This window comes from Microbacterium sp. Leaf436 (genome assembly GCF_001424715.1).
In the GTDB taxonomy this organism is placed as follows: Bacteria; Actinomycetota; Actinomycetes; order Actinomycetales; family Microbacteriaceae; genus Microbacterium.
Map to the genome: position 1 here is coordinate 413,740 of NZ_LMRB01000001.1, position 22,975 is coordinate 436,714.

Here is a 22,975-nt window from a genome sequence, read left to right on the forward strand (position 1 = left end):
TGATCCGTTCCGCCGCCGCATCCGGCCCATTCGCCGTTCAGCAACGCCTCGGTACACTTCCCTGTGCCCGAAACGCCCTCGAACCCCGACCTCGACGCCCCTCACGACGCGCCCCGCGACGTGCCGCGCGACGTGGCGACCGACTCGGCCCTCGACGCCGGGGCCGCGGCATCCATCGATCCGACCGAGCTCGAGATCGCGCTGCGCGTCATCGACGCCGCCGCATCCCTCGACCCCGAAGACCCCGCGTACATCGCCCTGCGCCGCCAGACCGGAAAGCTCTACAAAGACGTCAAGCGCCAGTCGCGCCGTGAGAAGCGCCAGCGCATCGCCGACGCCGACCGCGCAGTCGTGGCCGCCACCGCGACGGGGGCCGCCGACCGCATCGACGACGAGACGCGCGGCATTCCGCTGGCGACCCGCGCGACCACACCGTTCGCGGGCGAGCTGATCAAGGCGCGCGCCTGCTACATCTGCAAAGAGGACTACACCCTCGTCGACGCGTTCTACCACCAGCTCTGCCCCGACTGCGCGGCCATGAGCCACGCCAAGCGCGACGCCCGCACCGACCTCTCCGGAAAGCGCGCGCTGCTCACCGGCGGTCGCGCGAAGATCGGCATGTACATCGCGCTGCGCCTGCTGCGCGACGGCGCGCACACGACCATCACCACGCGCTTCCCGCGCGATGCGGTCCGGCGCTTCTCATCGCTGCCCGACAGCGCCGACTGGATCCACCGGCTCAAGGTCGTCGGCATCGACCTGCGCGACCCCGCCCAGGTGATCGGACTCGCCGAGTCCGTGGCATCCGCGGGCCCGCTCGACATCCTCATCAACAACGCCGCGCAAACCGTGCGGCGCTCGCCGGGGGCATACAAACCCCTGGTGGATGCCGAACTGGCACCGCTGCCCGACGGCCCGCTGCCCGAGCTGCTCACCTTCGGCCACACCAACGACGCGCACCCGCTCGCGCTCGCGCAGTCGGTGTCGTCGCATCCGATCCTCGCGGCCGCCGCCCGCACCGCCGACGAGCTCACCGCCGAGGCGATGGCCGCGGGCTCCTCGTCGCTCGACCGTCTGGCCGCGGGCACCGCGATCGACGCCGGCGGGCTCGTGCCCGACGAGGACCGCATCAACAGCTGGACGCAGCACGTCGACCAGGTCGAGCCGCTCGAGATGCTCGAGGTGCAGCTGGCCAACATGACCGCGCCGTTCCTGCTCGTCAGCCGCCTGCGCCCGGCCATGGCCGCCTCGACTGCTGAGCGCAAGTACATCGTCAACGTCTCGGCGATGGAGGGCGTGTTCGGCCGCGGATACAAGGGCCCCGGCCACCCGCACACCAACATGGCCAAGGCCGCGCTGAACATGCTCACCCGCACGAGCGCGCGCGAGATGTTCGAGAGCGACCGCATCCTCATGACGGCTGTCGACACCGGCTGGATCACCGACGAGCGCCCGCACTTCACCAAGGTGCGCCTCGCCGAGGAGGGTTTCCACGCCCCGCTCGACCTCGTCGACGGCGCCGCCCGCGTGTACGACCCGATCGTGCGCGGCGAGGCCGGCGAAGACCTGTTCGGCATCTTCTTGAAGGACTACCGCAAGAGCTCGTGGTGAGGTCGGCCGCGGGTCGCGTTCCGCGCGGTTGAGTGTCCGGGGCACGCCGTGCTGGCGGGTCGCGCGCCGCGCGCCCCGGTGTTGAGTGTCCGGAACACGCCGTGCGGCCGGGGGGCTTTGCGGCGTGTCTTGGACACTGAACGGTGGTTGGACCGCCCGCGGGGGTGTGACGCTGTCGCGTCGCGCGCGTTGTTGGTGCGCCGCGCTGCCGCACCGTGCCCCGGTGTTGAGTGTCCGGAACACGCCGTGCGAGCGGGGTGCTTTGCGGCGCGTCTTGAACACTCAACGGCGGTTGGACCGCGCGCGGGGTGTGGCGGTCGGCGGCGGTGCGTTGGTGAGCCGTCGCGTCGGTGCGGTTCGCCGCGGCGCCGCGCTGGGCGTCGCTCGGTCGCTGCCGCGTCCCGCCCAGTGTTGAGTGTCCGGAACACGCCGTGCGGGTGGCGGGCTTTGCGGCGTGTCTTGGACACTCAACGGCGGTTGGACCGCCTGCGGGCGCTCAGGCGGGCAGGAAGAACTCGCGGGCGAGGGGGGCGATCTCGAGCCCGGATGCCGTTGCGGCGGTGACCCAGCGGAGTTCGGCGATCTCGGCATCCGGGATCGGCTGCTGATCGCCGATGTCGACGCGGAACACCTCGGCCACGACCTCGAAGCCCGGCTCGTTCGCGGCGCTCGCGGTGAAGGATCCGAGCGGCTCGAGCGTGTCGGGCGAGACGCGCACGCCGATCTCTTCAGCCAGCTCGCGGGCGAGCGTCTCGGCCGGCGTCTCACCGGGGTCGGGCTTGCCGCCGGGCTGCATGAACGCCGTCGTGCCGGCCTTGCGCACGACCAGCAAGCGGCCTTCGGCGTCGGTGATGACCGCGGCCGAGACGTGGATACGGCGCGGGGGAGTGGCATCCGGGATCACTCCGGCACGGTAGCACTCGCCCGGGCGCGGGAAGGATCGTCGAGTGTCCAGGACATGCCGCTGCGCGTGGGGTGGGTGCGGAGTGTCTTGGACACTCGACGGCGTGTGGGCGAGGCCCGAGAGGGAGCTCGCCCCGTGTCGCTCACGCCCCGTGTCGCTCACGCCCCGTGTCGCTCACGGCCCGTGTCGGCAGCCCCGCCAGCGCCCTCGCACCCCCGCAGCCGCACCCCGCAGCCGCGCCTCCGCAGCCCCGCCCGCGCCCTCGCGGCCCGCGGCCGCCCGGCCCGCGCGCTCTCGCAGCCCCACCCGCCCAGCCCCCGTCACGCCGCGCTGCGGCGGATCCCGTTCACGATCGGCCGCGTCGACGCCAGGGCGGCGGCGACCAGGGCGAACCCGGCGGCGAACGTGAGCACGATCGTCAGCACCGCGAGCGGGGCGACGAGCAGGCTGATCCCGACGACGGGCGCGGCGAGCATCAGGCCGAGGGCCGCGCCTCCGACGGCGGCCCAGCGCAGCGGCACCATCACCGTCAGGCGGCGGGCGCGGCGGAGTTCGGCCTCGGGGATGCCGAGGCGGTCGAGCCCCACGATCAACTCGCGCTCCTCGAGCACCGACGCCGCCTGGGTGACGCCGACCGCGCAGGCGAGCAGCACGAAGGCGATGCCGAGGGTGACGAGCACCCCGGTGCGGATGTCGGCCATGAGGGGCCCGGCCTCGGACGCGACGTCGGCGATCGCCAGACCGGAGCCCGCGACGACGGCGATGAACGACACGAGGGCCATGCCCGACACCCGGCGCCACGCGGGGCCGGCGTGCGCGGCGAGCTCGCGGCCCGCGACGAGCTGGGCGGCGGTGCGGGCGCGGCGGGCCATCGCGCGCCCGCGGGCGGCGATGATCGGGGCGCCGATGAGGTTGAGCAGACCCAGCGCTCCCGCGAACAGGGCCAGCAGCACGGCGACGCTCACGGCGGGGCCGACCAATTCGCCCACGACGCTGAAGTTCGATACCAGCGCCACGACGCCCACGATCAGGATGCCGCCGGTGACGAACGCCGCGGTCTTCTTCGGCGGGGCTTCGCTGCGGGTGCGCACCCCCAGCGGGGTCACGGTCACGCGGCGCAGGCTCGCCGCCGCGCTCACCGCGCCGATCAGCACGACCGCGGCGAGCACGGCGGCGCCGAGCAGCGGGTCGACGGCGACGGCGGCGATGCCCACGGGGCCGCCGAAGAACGGCAGCAGACCCACCAGCGGCAGAAGCGCACCGTAGAGGACGACACCGGCGACGGCTCCGGCCGCGGCGATGACCGTCGCCTCGAGCACCGTCAGCGACCACAGCTCGCGTCCGCTCGCGCCGAGCAGTCGCAGGGTCGCGAGGCGGTCGTTGCGGCGGCGGCTGGTCAGGCGCGCGGCCGCGGCTCCCAGCGTGACGAGGGGGACGGCCAGCAGCACCAGGGCGAGCACGGCCAGGATGCCGTAGAACCCGCCCTCGTCCGCCGTGCGCGGGTCGACGAGGAACATGCGCGCGCCCCCGGCGACCACCAGCAGCAACGCGGTGGTGACGGCGAACGCCACGACGGGCAGGGCGATCGCCGCGCGACCCTGCCGGGCGGGACGCGACAGCAGGCGGGTGAGGGGGACGACGGCGCTCATCGGTCGAGACCCGTCGAGAGCGATGCGGCACCCGGAAGCGTCGCGGTGGCGGAACCGGCGCCCGACGCCGTGGCATCCGCCGCCGAATCCGCGACGATGCGCCCGTCGCGTACCTGCACGATCCGCGAGCAGCGGCGGGCCACGTCGGCGTCGTGCGTGACCATCACGAGCGTGCGCCCCTGCCCGGTCGTCGCGTGCAGCAGCGCGGTCAGCACCTCGGCCGAGGTCGTCGAGTCGAGGGCGCCGGTGGGCTCGTCGGCGAAGACCACCGGGGCACCCGTGACCTGCGCGCGGGCGATCGCCACGCGCTGCGCTTGGCCGCCCGAGAGCTGGCCGATGCGGCGGTCTTCCATTCCGGCGAGTCCCAGGGCGGCGAGCCAGCCGGCGGCGTGGCGTTCGGCATCCGGTCGGCGCACGCCCTTCAACAGCAGCGGCAGGGCGGCGTTCTCGACGGCGGTGAGCTCGGGCAGCAGCAGGTGCTCCTGGAAGACGAAGCCCAGCGACTCGCGGCGCACGCGGGCGCGCTCGCCCTCGCCGAGTCCGACGAGTTCGCGGGCTTCGACGCCGGGGGCGCTGAGTACGACGGAGCCGGAGTCGGGGGCGATCACTGCCGCGAGGCAGTGCAGCAGCGTCGTCTTGCCCGAGCCCGAAGCGCCCATGACGGCGACGGACTCGCCGCCGCGGATGGTCAGCGACACGTCGTCGAGGGCGCGCAGCTCTCCGTAGCGCTTGACGAGGCCGGTGGCGGTGAGGACGGGGGAGGAAGTCATGCCTCCATTCCAGCGAGAGGGGGCGGGTGGGTCGTCCGTCGGGGGAGGTATCCGGGTCGGTCGCGAGGACGATTCGCGGGCCCGGTCGCCTCGTAGCGCTCGAAGACCGAGCCGAGACGAGGCTCCCGTCGGCGTCGACCGTGGCAGGGACCCGTGGGGCCCGGGCGTCTCGACGTCGAGCGGCCCCGAGGTCCGCACAGGTGCCGAGGAATAGACTGGATGCCATCGACTCCGCCTCTCCGGGACTCTCCGTGACCACTCCTTCCTCCGTGCGCTCGTTCGACCTGCGCCACGTGCAACTCGCGCGCGCCCTTTTCGCGGCGCTCGCCGCCGTCATGGTGACGTTCTCGCCGGATCACTCGGCGCCCCTCGGGCTCGGCGTGTTCAGCGGGTTCGCGCTCGCCACGGGCCTCGTCTTCGCCCTGTCGGCCTGGCTCGTCTTCCCCCGCGCCGAGCGCGCGACTCCCGTGCTGCTCGCGGTCGTCTCGATCCTCGCGGGCCTGGCGAGCAGCGTTCCCGCGTGGCGCACCACGGGCTTCTTCTTCGGCGTCGTCATCGCGTGGGCTCTGCTCACCGGGCTCATCGAACTGCTGGGGGCACGGCGCGATCGCCGCGCCGGCCGCACCGACGGTGTGCGCGACGGGGTGCTCATCGGCATCCTGAGCCTGGTTCTCGGCGCCGCGCTGCTGCTGCCGTTCCAGCAGTACACGCTCGACTACAGCATCGCCGGGGCGGGCTCGTTCACCCTCACCGGAATCACCATCGCCGTGGGACTCTTCGGCGGATACGCGGCGGTCGTCGCCGTGTTCCTGGCCATCGCGGGCTTCTCACCCCGCCGCCCCGAGGCCGCTCCGGCCCTACCTTCGGAAGAGGCCGCGTCATGACCGACAAGCCCACCCGCCGCGACCTGATGAAGCCCGTTCAGCTTCTGGGCCTCGCCTTCGTCGCCGCTCTGTTCGCAGGCTTCGTCACGCTCATGTCGATGGGGTTCTTCCAGACCCGGCCCGCCGAAGAGATCCAGCGCGCCCTCGTGGTGGCGGCGGTGGCCGCGGGAGCGACGTTCATCGTCACACTCGTGAGCGTGGCGCTGCTGCTGCTCATGGTCGACCCCTCGAAGGTCACCGCGACCATAGACCGTCCGCTGCTGCTGCCGACGGATGATCAGGATGCCGCTCCCACCGGCGCGGCGACGGCGGCGACGACCAGTGCGGCCAGCGAGCCGGCGTCCACCGACCCCACGGACGCGAAGCGACCGACCCGGAGCGCCGCAGACGGACCCGACGGCGACACCGCCGCCCCGAAGGCCTGACGCCGACTGCATCGCGCCCGCGCGGTGACGAGCGGAGGGTCTGGGACGAGCGGAGGGCTCAGCGGGCGATTCGGTACTCCCTCGGCCACATCTCCTCCGCCGAGCACCGATCCCGGCCGGATTCCGGCCCCCGGAGCGCGCCAGCCGTGCGTCGGCTTCGGCCCCGCACCGACCTCGGCGCGCACCGACCGTGACGTTGGGCGCGTGCCGCCCCCGCGCTCAGGCCCGACGCGGGTCGATCATCGTCATGCCCGCCGGTGACGCGGAGTCCATGCCCGGCAGCAGCGTCGCAGCTTCGCCGAGGCCGATGACGCGCTCGATGAGGTCGTGCGGGCGCAGGGCGCCGCTCTCGATGAGCGAGAGCATCTCAGGGTAGTCGACCGCGGCCATGCCGTGGCTGCCGAGCAGGTCGAGTTCCCACGCGATCACGCGGGCCATCGGCATCGACGTCATGCCGTCAGCCGTGGGCAGCAGGCCGATCTGCACGTGGCGTCCGCGGCGCCGCAGGCTCAGCACCGCGTCGCGGGCCGTCTGCGCGCTGCCGACCGCGTCGACCGAGACGTGGCTTCCTCCGCCGGTGAGCTCGTGCACCGCCGCGGCGATGTCGGAGCCGTCGGCGACGAGGGCGTGCTCCGCGCCGAGGCGCCGCGCCGCGTCGAGGGCGGCGGGAGTGCGATCGACGGCGATCACGCGCGCGCCGAGGGCGACGCCGATCATCACCGCGCTGAGTCCGACCCCGCCCGCACCGACCACGGTGATCCACTCCCCGGCCGTCACGCGCGCGCGGCCGGTGAGCGCGCGGTACGCCGTGGCGAAGCGGCACCCGAGGGCCGCGGCCGCCTCGAACGAGACGCCGTCGGGAATGCGCACGACGTTCGTGTCGGCCGCACGCAGCACCACCCGCTCCGCGAAGGATCCCCACTGCGTGAAGCCGGGCTGCTGCTGGTCGGGGCACACCTGCGCGTTGCCGCCGAGGCACCACTCGCACGCGCCGCAGCCCATCACGAACGGCACGGTCACGCGGTCGCCGACGCTCCAGCGCTGGACGCCGTCGCCCACCTCGACGATCAGACCGGCCAGCTCATGACCGGGAACGTGCGGCAGCGACACGTCGTCGTGGCCGACCCAGGCGTGCCAGTCGCTCTTGCACAGGCCGGTCGCGTGCACCTCGACCACGACGCCGCCCGCCGGGGCGGTCGGGGCCTCGACCTCGCGCACCTCGAGCGGCTCGGCCAGGGCATCCATGATCATCGCGCGCATGGCATCCATTGTTCCAGGGCACGCGGGGCGCGACCGGTGCCGCGGGGCGGGGGTGGCCGGATGCCGCTCGACACCGTCCGGGTGTCAGAGACGCTCAGCGCGGGACGTGCCCGCGCAGCGCGAAGCGCGACGGAGCGATCACGCCGCGCGACGGCGAGACGCGCCGACCAATCGCACGCGCCGCGCGACGCCTCAGAGCGCGTCGACCACCTTCGACGCCAGCCCCGCGTACGCGGCAGGCGTGAGCGCGAGCAGGCGCTCTTTCGCGGCGTCGCCGATGTCGAGGCCGCGCACGAACTCGGCCAGCTCGGCGCCGCCGACGCGGCGACCGCGCGTGAGGTCCTTGAGCAGGGCGTACGGGTCGGTGATGCGCGAGCGACCCGCGGCGATCTCGGCGCGCACCACGGTCTGGATGGCCTCGGCGAGCACCTCCCAGTTCACGTCGAGGTCGGCCAGCAGCACCTTCTCGGCGAGCGAGATCTCGGTGAGCCCGCGCTGCAGGTTGTCGAGCGCGAGCAGCGAGTGGCCGAAGGCGACCCCGATGTTGCGTTGGGTGGTCGAGTCGGTGAGGTCGCGCTGCAGGCGGCTGGTGACGAGGGTGGATGCCAGGGTGCCGAACAGTCCACCGGCGATCTCGAGGTTCGCCTCGGCGTTCTCGAAGCGGATCGGGTTGATCTTGTGCGGCATGGTCGATGACCCCGTGGCGCCGGGGACCGGGATCTGCGTGAAGTAGCCGAGCGAGATGTAGGTCCAGATGTCGGTGGCGAGGTTGTGCAGGATGCCGCCCGCGTGCCGCGCGCGGTCGTACAGCTCGACCTGCCAGTCGTGCGATTCGATCTGCGTCGTGACCGGGTTGAAGCCCAGGCCGAGCGACTCGATGAACGTGCGCGTGAGCTCGGGCCAGTCGACGTCGGGCTCGGCGGCGACGTGCGCCGACCAGGTGCCGGTGGCGCCCGAGAACTTGGCGAGGTACTCCCCGGCGTCGAGCTGGCGGATGACGCGTTCGAGGCGCCACGCGAAGACGCCGATCTCTTTGCCCATGGTGGTGGGCGTGGCGGGCTGGCCGTGCGTGCGCGAGAGCATGGCCGCGTCGCGGTGCTCGACGGCGAGCTCGGCGAGGGCGGCGGTGACCGAGCGGAGCTTCGGCAGCCACACGCGCTCGACCGCGCGCTGCACGGTGAGGGCGTAGGCGGTGGAGTTGATGTCTTCGCTGGTGCACGCGAAGTGCGTCAGCTCGGCGAGCGCCGTCAGCCCGAGGGTGTCGAGTCGGTCGCGCACGAGGTACTCGACGGCCTTGACGTCGTGGCGGGTGACGGCTTCTTTCTCTTTGAGCCAGGCGATCTCGTCGGCGCCGAACTCCTCGTACAGGGCCCGCAGACGCGTGCGGTCGGCGTCGGACACGGGCGAGGTGCCGAACAGCGAACGGTCGGTCAGGGCGAGTAGCCATTCGACCTCGACCTCGACGCGGGCGCGGTTCAGGCCCGCTTCCGACAGGTAGTCGCCGAGTTCTGCGACGGTGGCGAAGTAGCGGCCGTCGAGGGGGCTGAGGGGCTGCGGAGGCAGAGAGGACACGGGTCTCCCGGGGATCGCGCGAACGGGTCAGCCCGCGGTACGGATGGCGGGCTCGAGCTGTCGGAACAGGGCTCGGCTTGCGCGTTCGATCATACCGAGCACCTCGTCGAACATCGGGGCCCCGGCGTAGTACGGGTCGGGCACGTCGAGGGTGTCGGCATCGGGGAGGAACGACTGCAGCAGCGCGATCTTGTCGGCCGCGTCGTCGTCGTGCGCCCAGCCGCGCAGCACGCGCTCGTGGCTGCGGTCGAGCGCCACGACCAGGTCGTTGTGCTCGAAGTCGGCGTACTGGAACTGCCGCGCGCGGTGCGAGGAGCCGTCGTAGCCGTGGCGGTCGAGGACCGCGAGGGTGCGGTGGTCGGCGCGCTCGCCCACGTGCCAGTCGCCGGTACCGGCCGAGCTGGAGGCCACGCGTGACGAGAGCCCCGAGATCTCCGCGAGATGGCGGAACACCACGTCGGCCATGGGGGAGCGGCAGATGTTGCCGCTGCACACGAACACGACGCGGAAGGGCGCGTCGGCACTCGCGGTCATCCCCCCATCATGGCGGGGAAGCGCTTTCCGCGCATCAGCGGCGTGAGCGCTCTTCTTTGCGCGGGCGCAGCAGCCCGCCGAGGATGGCGTTGATGATGCCGATGAGCAGGGCCGCGACGGCGGTGAGCCAGAACTCGCCGGTGCGCAGGCCCCAGTCCCAGTTCTCGGTGATGACGGCCGTCAGCCACAGCAGGAATCCGTTGATGACGAGCGAAATGAGTCCGAGCGTGAGGATGTAGAGCGGGATCGCGACGAACTTCACCACCGTGCCGATGAGGGTGTTCACGAGCGCGAAGATGAGCCCGACCACCAGCACGGTGAGGGCGACCTGCAGGGCCTCGCCCGGCGCGAACGGAATGAGCCGCACCTGTAGGGCGGGCAGCAGGGTGACGATCCAGATGGCGAAGGCGTTGACGGCCACGCGAACGACGAAGCGCATGCCTCCACCTTGGCACGGACGGGGCGCTGCGCCCGGGACCGATCCCGCTCCGCGGGCTGTGGAGAAGCCGTCGAAAGAGGGGACTGACGCGCGCGGGGGCCTCGCGGTTAGGCTCGCGGGGTGAGTGACGAGCCGGTTCTGCCCCGTATCCGCCCCGAGATCGCCGCGCTGCCGGCGTACCGCCAGGGGCGTCAGGCCAGCCCCGACGCGTTCAAGCTGTCGAGCAACGAGAACCCGTTCGACCCGCTCCCCGGGGTGCTCGAGGCGATCCAGGGGGCGACCGGCATCAACCGGTATCCGGATGCCACGGCCGCCCGCCTGCGCGAACGTCTCGCCGCACGCCACGGCGTCTCGCCCGACGACGTGCACGTCGGCGCCGGCAGCGTGTCGCTACTCGCGCAGCTGCTGCTGGCGACCTCGGGTCCCGGCGACGAGGTCGTGTACGCGTGGCGCTCGTTCGAGGCCTACCCGTCTCTGGTCGCCGTCGCCGGGGCGACGAGCGTGCCGGTGCCGCTCACCGCGGACTTCCGTCACGACCTGCCCGCGATGGCCGCCGCGGTCACCGATCGCACGCGCCTGATCATCGTGTGCAGCCCGAACAACCCGACGGGCCCCACCGTCACCCACGACGAGTTCGCCGTCTTCGTCGACTCCGTGCCGGCCGACGTGCTCATCGTGCTCGACGAGGCCTACGCCGAGTTCGTCACCGACCCCGCATCCGTCGAGGGCGACCGCGTGCGCGCGATCATCGCCCGCCCCAACATCGTGGTGCTGCGCACCTTCAGCAAGGCCTACGGTCTGGCGGGCCTGCGCGTCGGATACGCCATCGGCCACACGCGCGTGCTCGACGCCGCGCGCAGCACGGCCATACCCCTGTCGGTGACGGCCGCCGCCGAAGAGGCCGCGCTCGCGAGCCTGCGCGCCGAGTCGGAACTGCTCGAGCGCGTCACCGTCATCGCCCAGCGCCGCGACGGTCTCGTCGCGCGTCTGCGCGAGGCGGGCTGGCCGGTGCCCGACGCCCAGGGCAATTTCGTGTGGCTCCCCGCGGGGGAGCGGGCGGTCGAGGTCGCCGCGGCGTTCGAAGAGGCGGGCTTGGTCGTGCGTCCGTTCGCGGGCGACGGCGTGCGCATCTCGATCGGCGAAGAGGAGTCCCTCGACCGGATCGTCGAGGCCGCGGCCTCGGTCGCTCCGCGCTGACCGGGTGCGACGTTTGTCGGTATCGAACCCCGAATCGCGGCATCCGTTGTGCACCTCATGCGGTCCTCGGCATAAGGCGAGCATTAGCGTGGGAGCATGACCCCGCTCGATGACCCCGCTCTCGTGCGCGTTCTCGCCGCCGACGGTTCGCTGGCCCCCACGCCCGCGGCCGAGCGCTATCTGCCGCTCATCGACGCGCTGACCGACGCCGAACTCGAGACGTTCTACCGCGACATGGTCTCGATCCGCGCCTTCGACGTGCAGGCGACCAACCTGCAGCGTCAAGGGCAGCTCGCCCTGTGGCCCCCCTCGTTCGGTCAAGAGGCCGCGCAGGTCGGCTCCGCCCGCGCCGCGCGGGCCCAGGACCACCTCTTCCCCTCGTACCGCGAGCACGTGGTCACCCGCATCCGCGGCGTCGATCCGCTCGACATCATCCGCCTCATGCGCGGACTCACCCACGGCGGGTGGGACCCGACCGACCCGAAGAACGGCAACACGCACATCTACACGCTCGTGCTCGGCGCGCAGACGCTGCACGCCACGGGCCTGGCGATGGGCCTGGTCTTCGACGGCAAGAGCGGCACCGGCGACCCCGAGCGCGACGAGGCCGTCATCGTCTACTACGGCGACGGTGCCTCCAGCCAGGGCGACGTGCACGAGGCGATGGTCTTCGCCGCGAGCTTCCAGACCCCCGAGGTCTTCTTCCTGCAGAACAACCAGTGGGCCATCTCGGTGCCCGTCGCCACCCAGTCGCGCTCGCCGCTGTACAAGCGCGGCGAGGGGTACGGCATCCCGAGCCTGCAGGTCGACGGCAACGACGTCCTCGCCAGCTACGCCGTGTCGAAGCTCGCCCTCGACGAGGCCCGGGCCGGTGGCGGACCCCGCGCGATCGAGGCAATGACCTACCGCATGGGTGCGCACACCACGAGCGACGACCCCACCAAGTACCGCACCTCCGACGAGGAGCAGTCATGGGGCCGGCGCGACCCGATCGTCCGCATGCGCGCGTTCCTCGAGGGCCGCGGCGCCTCGCAGCAGTTCTTCGACGACGCGGATGCCGAGGGCCGGGCGCTCGCCGACGACGTGCGCACCCGCACGAACGAGCTCGGCGGCCTGCCCCGGGTGCACATGTTCGAGAGCGTCTACTCCGAGGCGCACGCGCTCATCGAGTCGGAGCAGCGCTGGCTCGACGACTACGAGACGTCGATGGACGGGGGCGCGAAGTGACCGAGAACCTGCCGATCAGCCGGGCCCTGAACGCGGGCCTGCGCCGCGCGCTCGAGACCGACGACCGCGTGCTGCTCATGGGCGAGGACATCGGGCCGCTCGGCGGCGTCTTCCGCGTCACCGAGGGGCTGCAGAAGGACTTCGGACCGCGCCGCGTCATCGACTCGCCCCTGGCCGAGTCGGGCATCGTCGGAACCGCGATCGGTCTCGCGATGGGCGGGTTCAAGCCCGTGCTCGAGATCCAGTTCGACGGCTTCGTCTTCCCCGCGTTCGACCAGATCACCTCGCAGCTGGCGAAGATCACGAACCGCCACGAGGGCGGCGTGCGCATGCCCGTCGTCATCCGCATCCCCTACGGCGGACACATCGGCGCGGTCGAGCACCACCAGGAGAGCCCCGAGGCGTACTTCACGCACACCCCGGGCCTGCGGGTCGTCAGCCCCTCGAACGCCAACGACGCGTACTGGATGATGCAGCAGGCCATCGCCTCGCCCGACCCCGTCATCTTCCTCGAGCCCAAGGCGAAGTACTGGCAGAAGGGCGAGGTCGACACCGAGGCCCCCGCGCTGCCGCTGCACGCCAGCCGCATCGTGCGCCGCGGGACCGACGTCACCCTCGTCGGTCACGGCGCCATGGTCACCACCCTGCTGCAGGCCGCTGCGCTCGCCGAGAGCGAGGGCACGAGCTGCGAGGTCATCGACTTGCGGTCGCTCTCGCCGGTCGACTACGGCCCGCTGCTCGACTCGGTGCGCCGCACCGGACGCATGGTCTACGCGCAGGAGGCGCCGGGCTTCACCTCGCTCGGTTCCGAGATCGCGGCCACCGTCATGGAGCGGGCGTTCTTCGCCCTCGAGGCCCCCGTGCTGCGGGTGTCGGGCTTCGACGTGCCGTTCCCTCCCGCGAAGCTCGAGGGCACGTACCTGCCCGACGCCGACCGCATCCTCGAGGCCGTCGACCGGTCTCTCGCCTACTGACCCGCTGCCCTCCCGCCCGCCGGAGCATTCCGTTGCGGCGTCGCCGGTGACAAGCTGGCTCCCGAGCAAAGGACACACCGTGACCGAGCAGACCTTCGTTCTCCCCGACGTCGGAGAAGGCCTCACCGAGGCCGAGATCGTGCAGTGGCGCGTCGCCCCCGGCGACACCGTCGAGGTCAACGACGTGATCGTCGAGATCGAGACCGCCAAGTCGCTCGTCGAGCTGCCCTCGCCCTTCGCGGGCACGGTCGGAGAACTCCTCGCCGTCGAGGGCGCCACCGTCGAGGTGGGCGTTCCGATCATCACCATCGGCTCCGCGGATGCCGCAACCCCGCCCCCCGCGGCCCCCGCCACGGTGCCCGAGCCCGACGACGCCGGCGGTGCCGTGCTGGTCGGTTACGGCACGGGCGGAGCGGTGTCGTCGCGGCGTCGCGCGCCCGCGGAGCGTCCGGTCAAGGCATCGGTCGGCGTGGTCGCCAAGCCCCCGATCCGCAAGCTCGCGCGCGACCTCGGGGTCGACCTGTCGGCCGTCACGCCCAGCGGCCCCGCGGGCGAAGTGACCCGCGACGACGTCGTGAAGCACGCCGACCAGGCCAGCGTCTTCCGCAACATCGAGACGCCGGCGTGGGGCGCCGTGCGCGAAGAGACGATCCCCGTGGCCGCCCCCGCCGCCCCGGCGCCGGTGGCCGATGCCCGCGAGGAGTCGATCCCGGTGCGCGGAGTGCGCAAGGCCACGGCCAACGCCATGACCTCGAGCGCGTACTCGGCCCCGCACGTCTCGGTGTGGGTCGACGTCGACGCGTCGCGCACCATGGAGTTCGTCAAGCGGCTCAAGGCCTCGGCCGACTTCGCCGACGTGAAGATCTCGCCGCTGCTGATCATGGCGCGCGCCGTGATCTGGGCCCTGCGCCGCACCCCGATGATCAACGCCGCCTGGGTCGACACCGAGGACGGCGCGCAGATCAGCGTGCGTCACTACGTCAACCTCGGCATCGCCGCCGCCACCCCGCGCGGCCTGCTCGTGCCGAACATCAAGGACGCGCAGGCGATGAACACGCGCGAGCTGGCCAAGGCGCTCGAGAACCTCACCCTCACCGCGCGCGAGGGCAAGACGAGCCCGGCCGACCAGACCGGCGGAACGTTCACGATCACGAACATCGGCGTCTTCGGGGTGGATGCCGGTACCCCGATCATCAACCCGGGTGAGGCCGGCATCATCGCCCTGGGCGCGATCCGCCAGAAGCCGTGGGTCGTCGACGGCGAGGTGCGCCCGCGCTGGGTGACCACCGTGTCGGGGTCGTTCGATCACCGCGTGGTCGACGGCGACGGGATCTCGCGGTTCATCGCCGATGTGGCATCCGTGCTCGAGGAGCCGGCGCTGCTGCTGGACTGAGCGGGGAGCGGTTCAGGTCGACGGGGTCACTCCGGGAGTGACGCCCGCTCCGGTGCCGGTGTACTCCGCTTCGGGATCAGCAGCGCCAGGACCAGCGCGATGACGGCCGCGCCGATGCCGAGCAGGAACGACACCTGGAAGGCGTCGGCCGTCGGCACGCGGGTGTCACCCTCACCGGTCGACAGCGTCGCGAGCACCACGCCGACGATCGCGGCGGAGGTGCTCGTGCCGAGGGAGCGGGCCAGGGCGTTGAGGCCGTTCGAGGCGCCCGTCTCGCTCGGCGGGACCGCGCGCATGATGAGCATCGGCATCGCGGCGTAGCCGAAGCCGATCCCGAAGCCGATGAGGATGTTCGCGACGACGAAGTGCCAGACCTCGCTCGAGAACGCGAGGCTGAAGCCGTAGGCCACGATGAGCGAGATCGCTCCGGCGACCAGCAGCACGCGCGGGCCGATCGTGCGCGCGAGGGCGCCGGAGATCGGCGAGAGCACCATCATCACGAGCCCCGAGGGCATGACGACCAGGCTCGCCGCGAGAAGCGACAGGCCGAGACCCACGCCGGTCGCGACCGGCAGCTCGAGCATCTGCGGGTACGCGACGTTCGAGGTGAACAGGGCGAAGCCCATCGCGACCGAGGCGAGGTTCGTGAGCAGCACCGGGCGGCGGGCGGCGACGCGCAGGTCGAGCAGCGGGGAGTCGATGCGCAGCTCGTACCAGCCCCACAGCAGCAGCACCGCGACACCGCCGATCGCGAGGGCGAGGGTGACGGGTGAGGTCCAGCCCCACGTGTTCCCCCGCGACACGGCGAGGAGCACGCCGATCAGGCCGACCGCGAGACCCGCGGAGCCCAGGTAGTCGAAGCGTCCGGCGGTGCGGAGCACGCTCACCGGAACGATCCAGAGCGTCAGCACGAAGACGACGGCGCCGAGGCCGCCGGCGATCCAGAACAGCCAGTGCCAGTCGGTGTTCTCGGCCACCAGGGCGCTGATCGGCAGTCCTAGAGCGCCACCCACGCCGAGCGTGGCGCTCATGAGCGCGATCGCGCTGTCGACGCGGTTCTCGTGCAGCACGTCACGCAGGATCGAGATGCCCAGCGGCACCACGCCCACGACGGCCCCCTGCAGAGCGCGCCCGATGATCATGCCGATGATGCCGGTCGACAGGGCGGCGATCACCGAGCCCAGCATCATCACCGCCAGCAGCACGAGCACGATGCGCCGCTTGCCGTACATGTCGCCGAGGCGGCCGGCGATCGGGGTGGTGACGGCCGCGGCGAGCAGCGTCGAGGTCACGACCCAGGCGGTGTCGTCGCGCGACGCATCCAGCAGCTGGGGCAGCTGCGACTGGATGGGCACCACCAGGGTGAACATGAACGACGAGCACAGGCCCGCGAGGGCCAGGACGGCCACAATGACGCCCTGCCCTGGCATCCGGGACAGATTTCTTCGCGCGTTCTCATCCCGTGACATCACTCTCGAGGCTATCCGTCGGTCGCGGCACCCGGGCCGCGCGATCATCGCCGAGCACTCGGCATCCGCCCAATCCGTTACCCCGCATGACACCCCGTGACCACGCGTAACGCTTCGACTTCGGCATCCCCGGCGCGCGTGATGACGTGGACCCATGACTTCACGCCGCACCGCACGCCTGGCCACGATCCTCGGCGCCTCCACCGCAGCCCTGCTCTTCGCCCTCACCGGGTGCGCCGGGGGTGCGGCATCCGGTGACGACTCCTCGCGCATCGTCCTCGGCGCGGATGACGGCACCGAAGCGCACTGGACGGTGCTGAAGCAGAAGCTCGCCGAAGAGGGCATCGACCTCGAGGTGCGCACGATCAACGACGGCGTGCAGCTCAACCAGGGCGTGCAAGACGGCGAGCTCGACGTGAACCTCTTCCAGCACCTCATCTACCTCTCGCAGTTCAACGTCGAGAACAACGGCACCCTCGTGCCGGTGGGGGCCACCGCGGTCTACCCGCTCGCGTTGTACTCCGAGCAGTACACCGATGTGAAGGACCTGCCCGAGGGCGCCAAGGTCGCGATCCCCAACAACCCCACCAACCTCGCCCGCGGTCTGCTCAACCTGCAGACGGCGGGGCTCCTCACCCTGAAGGACGGCGGCAGCGCCCTCTCGACGCCGGCCGACATCGTCACGACCAAGGTCGAGCTGCTGCCCGTCGACACGAACCAGACCGTCACGGCGCTGAAGGACGGCAGCGCCCAGGCCGCGATCGTGAACAACACGCAGGCGCAGAAGGGCGGGCTCGGCGACGAGCTCATCATCTTCAAGGAAGACCTGAACAATCCGCAGCTCGCGCCGTACATCAACGCCTTCGTCACGCGCGACGACAAGAAGGACGACCCCCGCTGGGAGAAGCTCGTCACGGCGTATCACAGCACCGAGGTCGAGGCGGCGGTCACCGAGCTCAACCAGGGCAACCTGCAGTTCAAGGCGGACTGGACCGCCGCCCAGCTGCAGGACGAACTGACCAGCCTCGAGGACGCACTCAAGGCCCAGAACGGATGACCGCGGTCATCGAGCTGCGGGGCGTCTCGAAGAGCTTCCGCACCGATCGCCGCTCCACCACCACGGCCGTCGACGACGTGTCGCTGAGCGTGGAGGAGGGGTCGATCGTCGGGGTGATCGGGTACTCCGGCGCAGGCAAGTCCACCCTCGTGCGATTGCTGAACGGACTCGAGCAGCCGACGTCGGGCACCGTGGAGGTGCTCGGCGTCGACGTGGGGGCGGCATCCGAGGCGAAGCTGCGCGACCTGCGGCGCCGCGTGGGCATGATCTTCCAGCAGTTCAACCTGTTCACCTCGCGCACCGTCGCGGCCAACGTCGCCTATCCGCTGAAGGTGGCCGGGTGGAAGAGAGCCGACCGCGACAAGCGGGTCGCTGAGCTGCTCGACTTCGTCGGCATCGGCGACAAGGCGAAGCAGTACCCCCGGCGCCTGTCGGGCGGGCAGAAGCAGCGCGTCGGCATCGCCCGGGCGATCGCCACCGACCCGCGCATCCTGCTCGCCGACGAGGCGACCAGCGCCCTCGACCCGCAGACCACGGCCGAGGTGCTCGACCTGCTGCGCGAGATCAACCGGCGCCTCGGCATCACGATCGTCGTCATCACGCACCAGATCTCGATCGTGCACGAGCTGTGCGACCAGGTGATCGTCATGGACGGCGGCCGCGTCGTCGACAGCGGCGACACGTACCGCGTGTTCGCACACCCGCGCGCCGACCTGACGAAGCGGTTCGTCGCCGCGGTGACGCAGGGCGTGCCCTCGGGTGAGGCGCTGGCCGCGCTCGCCGCGGGTGGGGGAGACCTGGTCAGCGTCGAGGTGAACGAGTTCTCGAGCGAAGACGTCTCGAACGTGTTCCACCGCCACGACGCCCGTCACTCGGTCGTCTACGGCGGGGTGACCGACGTGCTCGGCCGGCAGCTGGGCACGCTCACCTACCGCGTGCACAGCGACGATCTCGACGCCGTGGTGGCGGAGCTGCGCGCGCACACCGACGTCGTGCTGCCCGCACGGGAGGTGCGCTCGTGAAGTGGGAGACCCTGACCCCGGTTCTGCTGCAGTCGATCGGCGAGACGGTCTACATGGTCGCCGTGTCGCTGCTCATCGCGGGCATCGCGGGGCTGGTCATCGGCGCACTGCTGTACGCCACGCGTCCGGGCAACCTGTTCGCCAACCGCGTGGTCTTCGCGATCGCGAACCTCGTGATCAATCTGATCCGCCCCATTCCGTTCATCATCTTCCTCACCGCGGTGGCCCCGGTCACGCGTGCGGTGACGGGAACGACCCTGGGGACGGATGCCGCGATCGTGCCCATCACGATCATGGCGACGGTCGTGATCGCCCGCGTGGTGGAGCAGAACCTCGTCGCCGTCGACCCCGGCACCGTGGAGGCTGCCCGCGCGGTCGGCGCCCGGCGGATCGGGGTGCTGTTCGGCGTCGTGATCCCCGAGGCGCTCGCGCCGCTGATCCTCGGGTACACGTTCATGTTCATCGCGGTCGTCGACATGTCGGCGATGGCGGGCTACATCGGCGGCGGCGGGCTCGGAAACTTCGCCATCATCTACGGCTACCAGCAGTTCAACGCGCAGGCGACCTGGGTGACGGTCGCGATCATCGTCGTGATCGTGCAGGCGGGGCAGCTGATCGGCAACGCGCTCGCGCAGAGGATCCTGCGGCGCTGACTCCTCCTCGGGCGCCGGCGGCCGTCGCAACGCGCAGCCGCGCACCGTTCGCGCGTCGAGCTCGTCGAGTGTCCAAGACACGCCGGTGGGGGGCCCCTGCGCACGGCGTGTCTTGGACGCTCGACGGAGGGCGACGACCCCGGGACGACGGGTCATGACGGCGATCCCGCCTACCCTCGGAGGATGAGCCTCCCCCGCACCCTCGCCCGCTGGCTGCTCGGTGCCGCGCTCGTGTTCACCGGCACCGCGCACCTCTCGTTCGCGCGCGACGAGTTCGTCGCTCAGGTTCCGTCGTGGCTTCCGCTCCCGATCGACGTCACGGTGGTGGCATCCGGGGTCGTCGAAATCGCGCTCGGACTCGCTCTGGTCGTCCTCCGCCGTCGGCGCGTGGCAGTCGGCTGGATCGTCGCGGCCTTCTTCGTCGCGATCTTCCCCGGCAACATCGAGCAGTTCGTCCGGGGCACCGACGCGTTCGGCCTCGACACCGACCTGGCCCGCGGCATCCGTCTGCTCTTCCAGCCTCTGCTGGTGATCTGGGCCCTGTGGTCGACCGGAGCGTGGAAGGCCTGGCGAACGGGGCGACGAGCCCGCGGGCGCTGAGTCGCGGTCGGGCGCGCTGGCCTCCGCGTTGCTCGACGCGCCGCGTGGTCGCGGCATCCCCCACCCTGTTGAGCGTCCAAGACACGCCGCTTCGGCCTTGTGAGTGCGGCGTGTTCTGGACAGTCAACGTGAGGTGGGCGCGGCGCGGTGACGCGGCGGTGCGGAGGCGTTGAGCGTCCAAGACACGCCGCTTCGGCCTTGCGCGTGCGGCGTGTTCTGGACACTCAACGTGAGGGCGGCGCGACGCGGTGACGCGGCGGTGCGGAGGCGTTGAGTGTCCGAGACACGCCGTGCCGGACCGGCGACCGCGGCGTGTCCTGGACGCTCAACCCCGAGGGGCGCGGCGTCAGCCGCGGGCGCCCTCGGCCTTCAGCACCTCGGCCAGCACGTCGAGGCCGCGGTGGGCGTCGGCATCGCCGATGACGGCGGGGGGAACGACGTGCACGCGGTTCTCGGCGAAGAAGCCGAGCACGCCCTTCTCGAGCATCGCGGCCTTGATCGCGCCGATGCGCGCGGCGGCGAGCGGCTCGCGGGTGGCCCGGTCGGCGACGAGCTCGACGGCCCAGAACACTCCGAGACCACGGACCTCGCCGACCAGCGGCGACTCCTCCGCCAGGGTGCGCAGGCGCGGGCCGATGACCTCGTCGCCGATGCGCCGCGCGTTCTCGATCACGCCCTCGTCGGCCATGGCCTGCTGGGCCGCGACGATGGACGCTGCCGCCAGCGGGTGTCCGGAGTACGTCAGCCCGCCGGGGAAGACGCGGTCCTCGAAGGTCTGGGCCACGGCATCCGAGATGACGACGCCGCCCACCGGCACGTAGCCGGAGTTCACGCCCTTGGCGAAGGTGATCAGGTCGGGTCGCACGTCGAAGGCGTCGAAGGCGAACCACTCGCCCGCCCGTGCGAAGCCGGCCATGACCTCGTCGAGGATGAGCAGGATGCCGTAGCGATCGGCGATCTCGCGGACCCCGGCGAGGTAGCCGGGCGGGGGAACCAGGATGCCGGCGGTGCCGGGGATCGTCTCGAAGAGGAACGCCGCGATGGTGTCGGGCCCCTCGGCCTGGACCGTGCGCTCGAGGTGGCGCAGTGCCCGCTCGCACTCCTGCTCGGGCGTCTCGGCCCAGAACTCGGAGCGGTAGAGGTAGGGACCGAAGACGTGCACGTGGCCGCGGGAGTACTCGTTCGGCATCCGTCGCCAGTCGCCGGTGGCGACGATGGCCGCCCCGGTGTTGCCGTGGTACGAGCGGTAGTGCGACACGATCTTGTCGCGGCCGGTGGTCAGCCGCGCCATGCGGATGGCGTTCTCGTTGGCGTCGGCACCGCCGTTGGTGAAGAACACCTTCGAGAAACCCTCGGGGGCGCGCTCGAGCACGAGCTCGGCGGCGTGCGCGCGCATCTCGTTCGCGTGCGCGGGGGCGACGGTGGTCAGCTGCGCCGCCTGCTCCTGGATCGCCGCGACGACGCGGGGGTGCTGATGGCCGATGTTGACGTTGACCAGCATGCTCGAGAAGTCGAGGTAGCTCCGGCCGTCGGCATCCCACACCTCCACGCCCGAGCCTCCGGCGAGGGGGAGCGGAGCGAGGGTGCGCTGAGCGGACCACGAATGGAAGACGCTCGAGCGGTCGCGCTCGCTGATCTCGGCGTTTCGGGTCGTCGTGAGGGGAGTGGCCATGCCCCCAGTGTGCGACGCCGGGGGCACACGTCGGCAGCGCCGTTTTGTCGGTAATGTCGGGGAACGATCGACAGTTTGGCCCCCCATGCCCGCCACCCTTCGCGTCCTCCTCGACGACGGCTCGTTCCCCGTGCGCTCCCTGACGGGGCTCGACGACGACGCGCTCGATCTGCCTTTGTCGTGGGTGCACAGCTCCGACCTGCTCGACCCCACCCCGTGGCTCGAGTCGGGGAACCTGCTGCTGACCAACGGCGCCCAGTTCTCGGACGATCCGGATGCCGAGACGGTGGCCGCGTACTGTCGCCGTCTGCGGGAGCACGGGGTCGTGGGAGTCGGTTTCGCGACCGACATCATCCACGCGCGGGTGCCCGATGCCGTCGTGCGTGCCGGAGAGGCGGCAGGGCTTCCGATCGTGGAGATCGCCGGGCGGGCGCCCTTCATCGGCATCATCCGCTTCGTCGCCGACATCCTCGCCGCCGAGCGCGCGGCCCGCTTCTCGTGGCTGCTCGACGCGCAGCGGGCCGTGGCACGGGCGGCGGTGCGCGACGACGGTCTGCGCGAGATCCTGCACACGCTGTCGCGCCTGCTCGGTGCGTGGGTCGACCTGTACGACGCGGTCGGCGGGCGTCTGGCGCTGCCCGGGCTGCGATCGGCCCCCGACGATGTCGAGGGTGAGGTCGGGCGCGAAGTGCGGCGATTGCTCGAACGGCGCACGGCGGCGAGCCTCGTCATCCCGTCGGCGAACGGCGCGCTGCTGCAGACGATCGGGCAGAGCTCCCGCCTGCGCGGGGTGCTCGCCGTCGGCGGTCCGGAGCCGCTCGATCCGGCCGGTCGCGACCTGGTGGCCACGGTCGTGGCCCTGGCGAGCATCGCGCTCGAGCAGCAGCGGAACCTGCAGACCTCGATGAGGGGGGTGCGCGCGGGCGTGGTCGACATGCTCGTCGCGGGGCAGGAAGACACGGCGCGCCGCGTCGCCGTCTCGTCGCTCGGGGGCCTTCCCGCGGCTCCCCACCTGGTCGGGGTGGTCCGCGGCGCGGCCGCGGTCCCCGGGCTGCTCGACGAGCTCGATCTGGTCTCGAGCGACCCGCAGCGACTGTTCTCGGCCGAGCGCGGCGACGACGTGATCGTGCTGCTCGCCGAGGGGGCGGGCGACGCGCTCGCGGCGCTGGCCGAGCGGCGCGGCCTCGCGGTCGGCACCGCGCGACACGGCGCGGGCGACGCGCTCGCGTCGACCCTGCGCCACGCGGAACAAGCCGCGCGCGACGCCGCCCCCGGACACCTGCGGGCGTACGCGGAGCTCGCCGGTCGGGGGCTGGTCGAGGCGCTCCGCGAGCGAGGGGGCTCCGTGCTCGCGCGCACCGTGCTGCAACCGCTGGAGGCGCTGCCGGTCGAGGAGCGCGAGCGGCTGCGGGCGTCGGCGCGGGCGTGGCTGGAGGCCAATGGCGCCTGGGATCCCGCGGCGCGAGGTCTTGGCATCCACCGTCATACGCTGCGCGCGCGCATGGCCCACCTTGAGCAGCTCCTCCAGCTCGACCTGTCGTCGTTCGCGGCGCGGGCCGAGCTGTGGGCCGCTCTGGAGTTCGCCGACCCCGAGTGAGACCCGCGTGAGGTGCCGGATCTCGTCGCCCCCACCGAGTGTGAAGCGACGAAAATCGGCACCTCG

General features: G+C 71.8%; 21 protein-coding genes. 12 read left to right on the forward strand and 9 right to left on the reverse strand.

What is annotated here, in order from left to right; all coding sequences use genetic code 11:
- The first annotated feature begins 120 nt into the window (after positions 1-120).
- Entirely contained in the window at positions 121-1,611 is a 1,491-nt protein-coding gene (locus ASG45_RS01895) for an SDR family NAD(P)-dependent oxidoreductase (protein ID WP_442922815.1), read from the forward strand.
- 496 nt (positions 1,612-2,107) lie between these two features.
- Here the strand turns inward: ASG45_RS01895 and ASG45_RS01900 are convergent, their stop codons facing one another.
- The 3 genes from ASG45_RS01900 to ASG45_RS01910 all read right to left on the reverse strand — a co-directional run bounded on the left by ASG45_RS01900 (position 2,108) and on the right by ASG45_RS01910 (position 4,934).
- Positions 2,108-2,515: an NUDIX hydrolase gene (locus ASG45_RS01900; RefSeq protein ID WP_055832454.1), complete on the reverse strand. Its 408-nt coding sequence runs from the start codon at positions 2,513-2,515 to the stop codon at positions 2,108-2,110.
- 320 nt (positions 2,516-2,835) lie between these two features.
- Positions 2,836-4,164 carry an FtsX-like permease family protein gene (locus tag ASG45_RS01905; RefSeq protein ID WP_055832456.1) on the reverse strand — a complete coding sequence of 443 codons (1,329 nt, stop codon included), beginning with the start codon at positions 4,162-4,164 and terminating at the stop codon, positions 2,836-2,838.
- Positions 4,161-4,934: an ABC transporter ATP-binding protein gene (locus ASG45_RS01910; protein WP_055832459.1), complete on the reverse strand. Its 774-nt coding sequence runs from the start codon at positions 4,932-4,934 to the stop codon at positions 4,161-4,163. Before ASG45_RS01910 ends, ASG45_RS01905 begins: the two co-directional genes overlap by 4 nt.
- Positions 4,935-5,185: 251 nt before the next feature.
- Between ASG45_RS01910 and ASG45_RS01915 the strand changes: the two genes are divergently transcribed.
- Both ASG45_RS01915 and ASG45_RS01920 read left to right on the forward strand, forming a co-directional pair.
- Positions 5,186-5,818 carry a hypothetical protein gene (locus tag ASG45_RS01915; RefSeq protein WP_055832461.1) on the forward strand — a complete coding sequence of 211 codons (633 nt, stop codon included), beginning with the start codon at positions 5,186-5,188 and terminating at the stop codon, positions 5,816-5,818.
- Entirely contained in the window at positions 5,815-6,243 is a 429-nt protein-coding gene (locus ASG45_RS01920; RefSeq protein WP_235561546.1) for an amino acid transporter, read from the forward strand. The genes ASG45_RS01915 and ASG45_RS01920 overlap by 4 nt, the downstream gene beginning before the upstream one ends.
- Before the next feature lie 219 nt (positions 6,244-6,462).
- Here ASG45_RS01920 and ASG45_RS01925 read toward each other — a convergent pair whose 3' ends face one another.
- The 4 genes from ASG45_RS01925 to ASG45_RS01940 all read right to left on the reverse strand — a co-directional run bounded on the left by ASG45_RS01925 (position 6,463) and on the right by ASG45_RS01940 (position 10,048).
- Positions 6,463-7,503 (reverse strand): zinc-dependent alcohol dehydrogenase family protein, encoded by a 1,041-nt coding sequence (locus tag ASG45_RS01925; RefSeq protein WP_055833171.1) that lies wholly within the window; start codon positions 7,501-7,503, stop codon positions 6,463-6,465.
- Positions 7,504-7,695: 192 nt separating this feature from the next.
- The gene (gene purB, locus ASG45_RS01930; RefSeq protein WP_055832463.1) at positions 7,696-9,075 is read right to left on the reverse strand and encodes an adenylosuccinate lyase; all 1,380 of its coding nucleotides are present in this window, start codon (positions 9,073-9,075) and stop codon (positions 7,696-7,698) included.
- 27 nt (positions 9,076-9,102) lie between these two features.
- On the reverse strand, positions 9,103-9,609 hold the full coding sequence (locus ASG45_RS01935) for a low molecular weight protein-tyrosine-phosphatase (RefSeq protein WP_055832465.1): 507 nt from the start codon (positions 9,607-9,609) through the stop codon (positions 9,103-9,105).
- Positions 9,610-9,643: 34 nt separating this feature from the next.
- On the reverse strand, positions 9,644-10,048 hold the full coding sequence (locus tag ASG45_RS01940) for a phage holin family protein (protein WP_055832467.1): 405 nt from the start codon (positions 10,046-10,048) through the stop codon (positions 9,644-9,646).
- A 120-nt stretch (positions 10,049-10,168) separates the two neighbouring features.
- Between ASG45_RS01940 and ASG45_RS01945 the strand changes: the two genes are divergently transcribed.
- The 4 genes from ASG45_RS01945 (at position 10,169) to ASG45_RS01960 (ending at position 14,839) form a co-directional block, all read left to right on the forward strand.
- A complete protein-coding gene (locus ASG45_RS01945; RefSeq protein ID WP_055832469.1) occupies positions 10,169-11,245 on the forward strand; it encodes a histidinol-phosphate transaminase in 1,077 nt (358 codons plus the stop codon).
- Between the two features lie 96 nt (positions 11,246-11,341).
- The gene (locus ASG45_RS01950; RefSeq protein ID WP_055832470.1) at positions 11,342-12,472 is read left to right on the forward strand and encodes a thiamine pyrophosphate-dependent enzyme; all 1,131 of its coding nucleotides are present in this window, start codon (positions 11,342-11,344) and stop codon (positions 12,470-12,472) included.
- Positions 12,469-13,446 (forward strand): alpha-ketoacid dehydrogenase subunit beta, encoded by a 978-nt coding sequence (locus ASG45_RS01955; protein WP_055832473.1) that lies wholly within the window; start codon positions 12,469-12,471, stop codon positions 13,444-13,446. The genes ASG45_RS01950 and ASG45_RS01955 overlap by 4 nt, the downstream gene beginning before the upstream one ends.
- Positions 13,447-13,525: 79 nt before the next feature.
- Complete coding sequence (locus ASG45_RS01960; protein WP_055832474.1) at positions 13,526-14,839, forward strand: dihydrolipoamide acetyltransferase family protein; 1,314 nt, start codon at positions 13,526-13,528, stop codon at positions 14,837-14,839.
- 26 nt (positions 14,840-14,865) lie between these two features.
- On the opposite strand, the gene ASG45_RS01965 is transcribed toward ASG45_RS01960, so the two are convergent.
- A complete protein-coding gene (locus ASG45_RS01965; protein ID WP_055832476.1) occupies positions 14,866-16,269 on the reverse strand; it encodes an MFS transporter in 1,404 nt (467 codons plus the stop codon).
- Between the two features lie 193 nt (positions 16,270-16,462).
- On the opposite strand from ASG45_RS01965, the gene ASG45_RS01970 reads away from it, so the two are divergent.
- The 4 genes from ASG45_RS01970 to ASG45_RS01985 all read left to right on the forward strand — a co-directional run bounded on the left by ASG45_RS01970 (position 16,463) and on the right by ASG45_RS01985 (position 19,640).
- A complete protein-coding gene (locus tag ASG45_RS01970; RefSeq protein WP_055832478.1) occupies positions 16,463-17,365 on the forward strand; it encodes a MetQ/NlpA family ABC transporter substrate-binding protein in 903 nt (300 codons plus the stop codon).
- Positions 17,362-18,387, forward strand: coding sequence for a methionine ABC transporter ATP-binding protein (locus ASG45_RS01975; protein WP_055832480.1), 1,026 nt, complete (start codon positions 17,362-17,364; stop codon positions 18,385-18,387). The genes ASG45_RS01970 and ASG45_RS01975 overlap by 4 nt, the downstream gene beginning before the upstream one ends.
- Positions 18,388-18,440: 53 nt before the next feature.
- Positions 18,441-19,040, forward strand: coding sequence for a methionine ABC transporter permease (locus ASG45_RS01980; RefSeq protein WP_207301769.1), 600 nt, complete (start codon positions 18,441-18,443; stop codon positions 19,038-19,040).
- Positions 19,041-19,223: 183 nt separating this feature from the next.
- Complete coding sequence (locus ASG45_RS01985) at positions 19,224-19,640, forward strand: DoxX family protein (protein ID WP_055832484.1); 417 nt, start codon at positions 19,224-19,226, stop codon at positions 19,638-19,640.
- 346 nt (positions 19,641-19,986) lie between these two features.
- On the opposite strand, the gene ASG45_RS01990 is transcribed toward ASG45_RS01985, so the two are convergent.
- Entirely contained in the window at positions 19,987-21,312 is a 1,326-nt protein-coding gene (locus ASG45_RS01990) for an aspartate aminotransferase family protein (protein WP_055832486.1), read from the reverse strand.
- 85 nt (positions 21,313-21,397) lie between these two features.
- Between ASG45_RS01990 and ASG45_RS01995 the strand changes: the two genes are divergently transcribed.
- Positions 21,398-22,909: a PucR family transcriptional regulator gene (locus tag ASG45_RS01995; RefSeq protein WP_055832488.1), complete on the forward strand. Its 1,512-nt coding sequence runs from the start codon at positions 21,398-21,400 to the stop codon at positions 22,907-22,909.
- Positions 22,910-22,975: the final 66 nt, after the last annotated feature.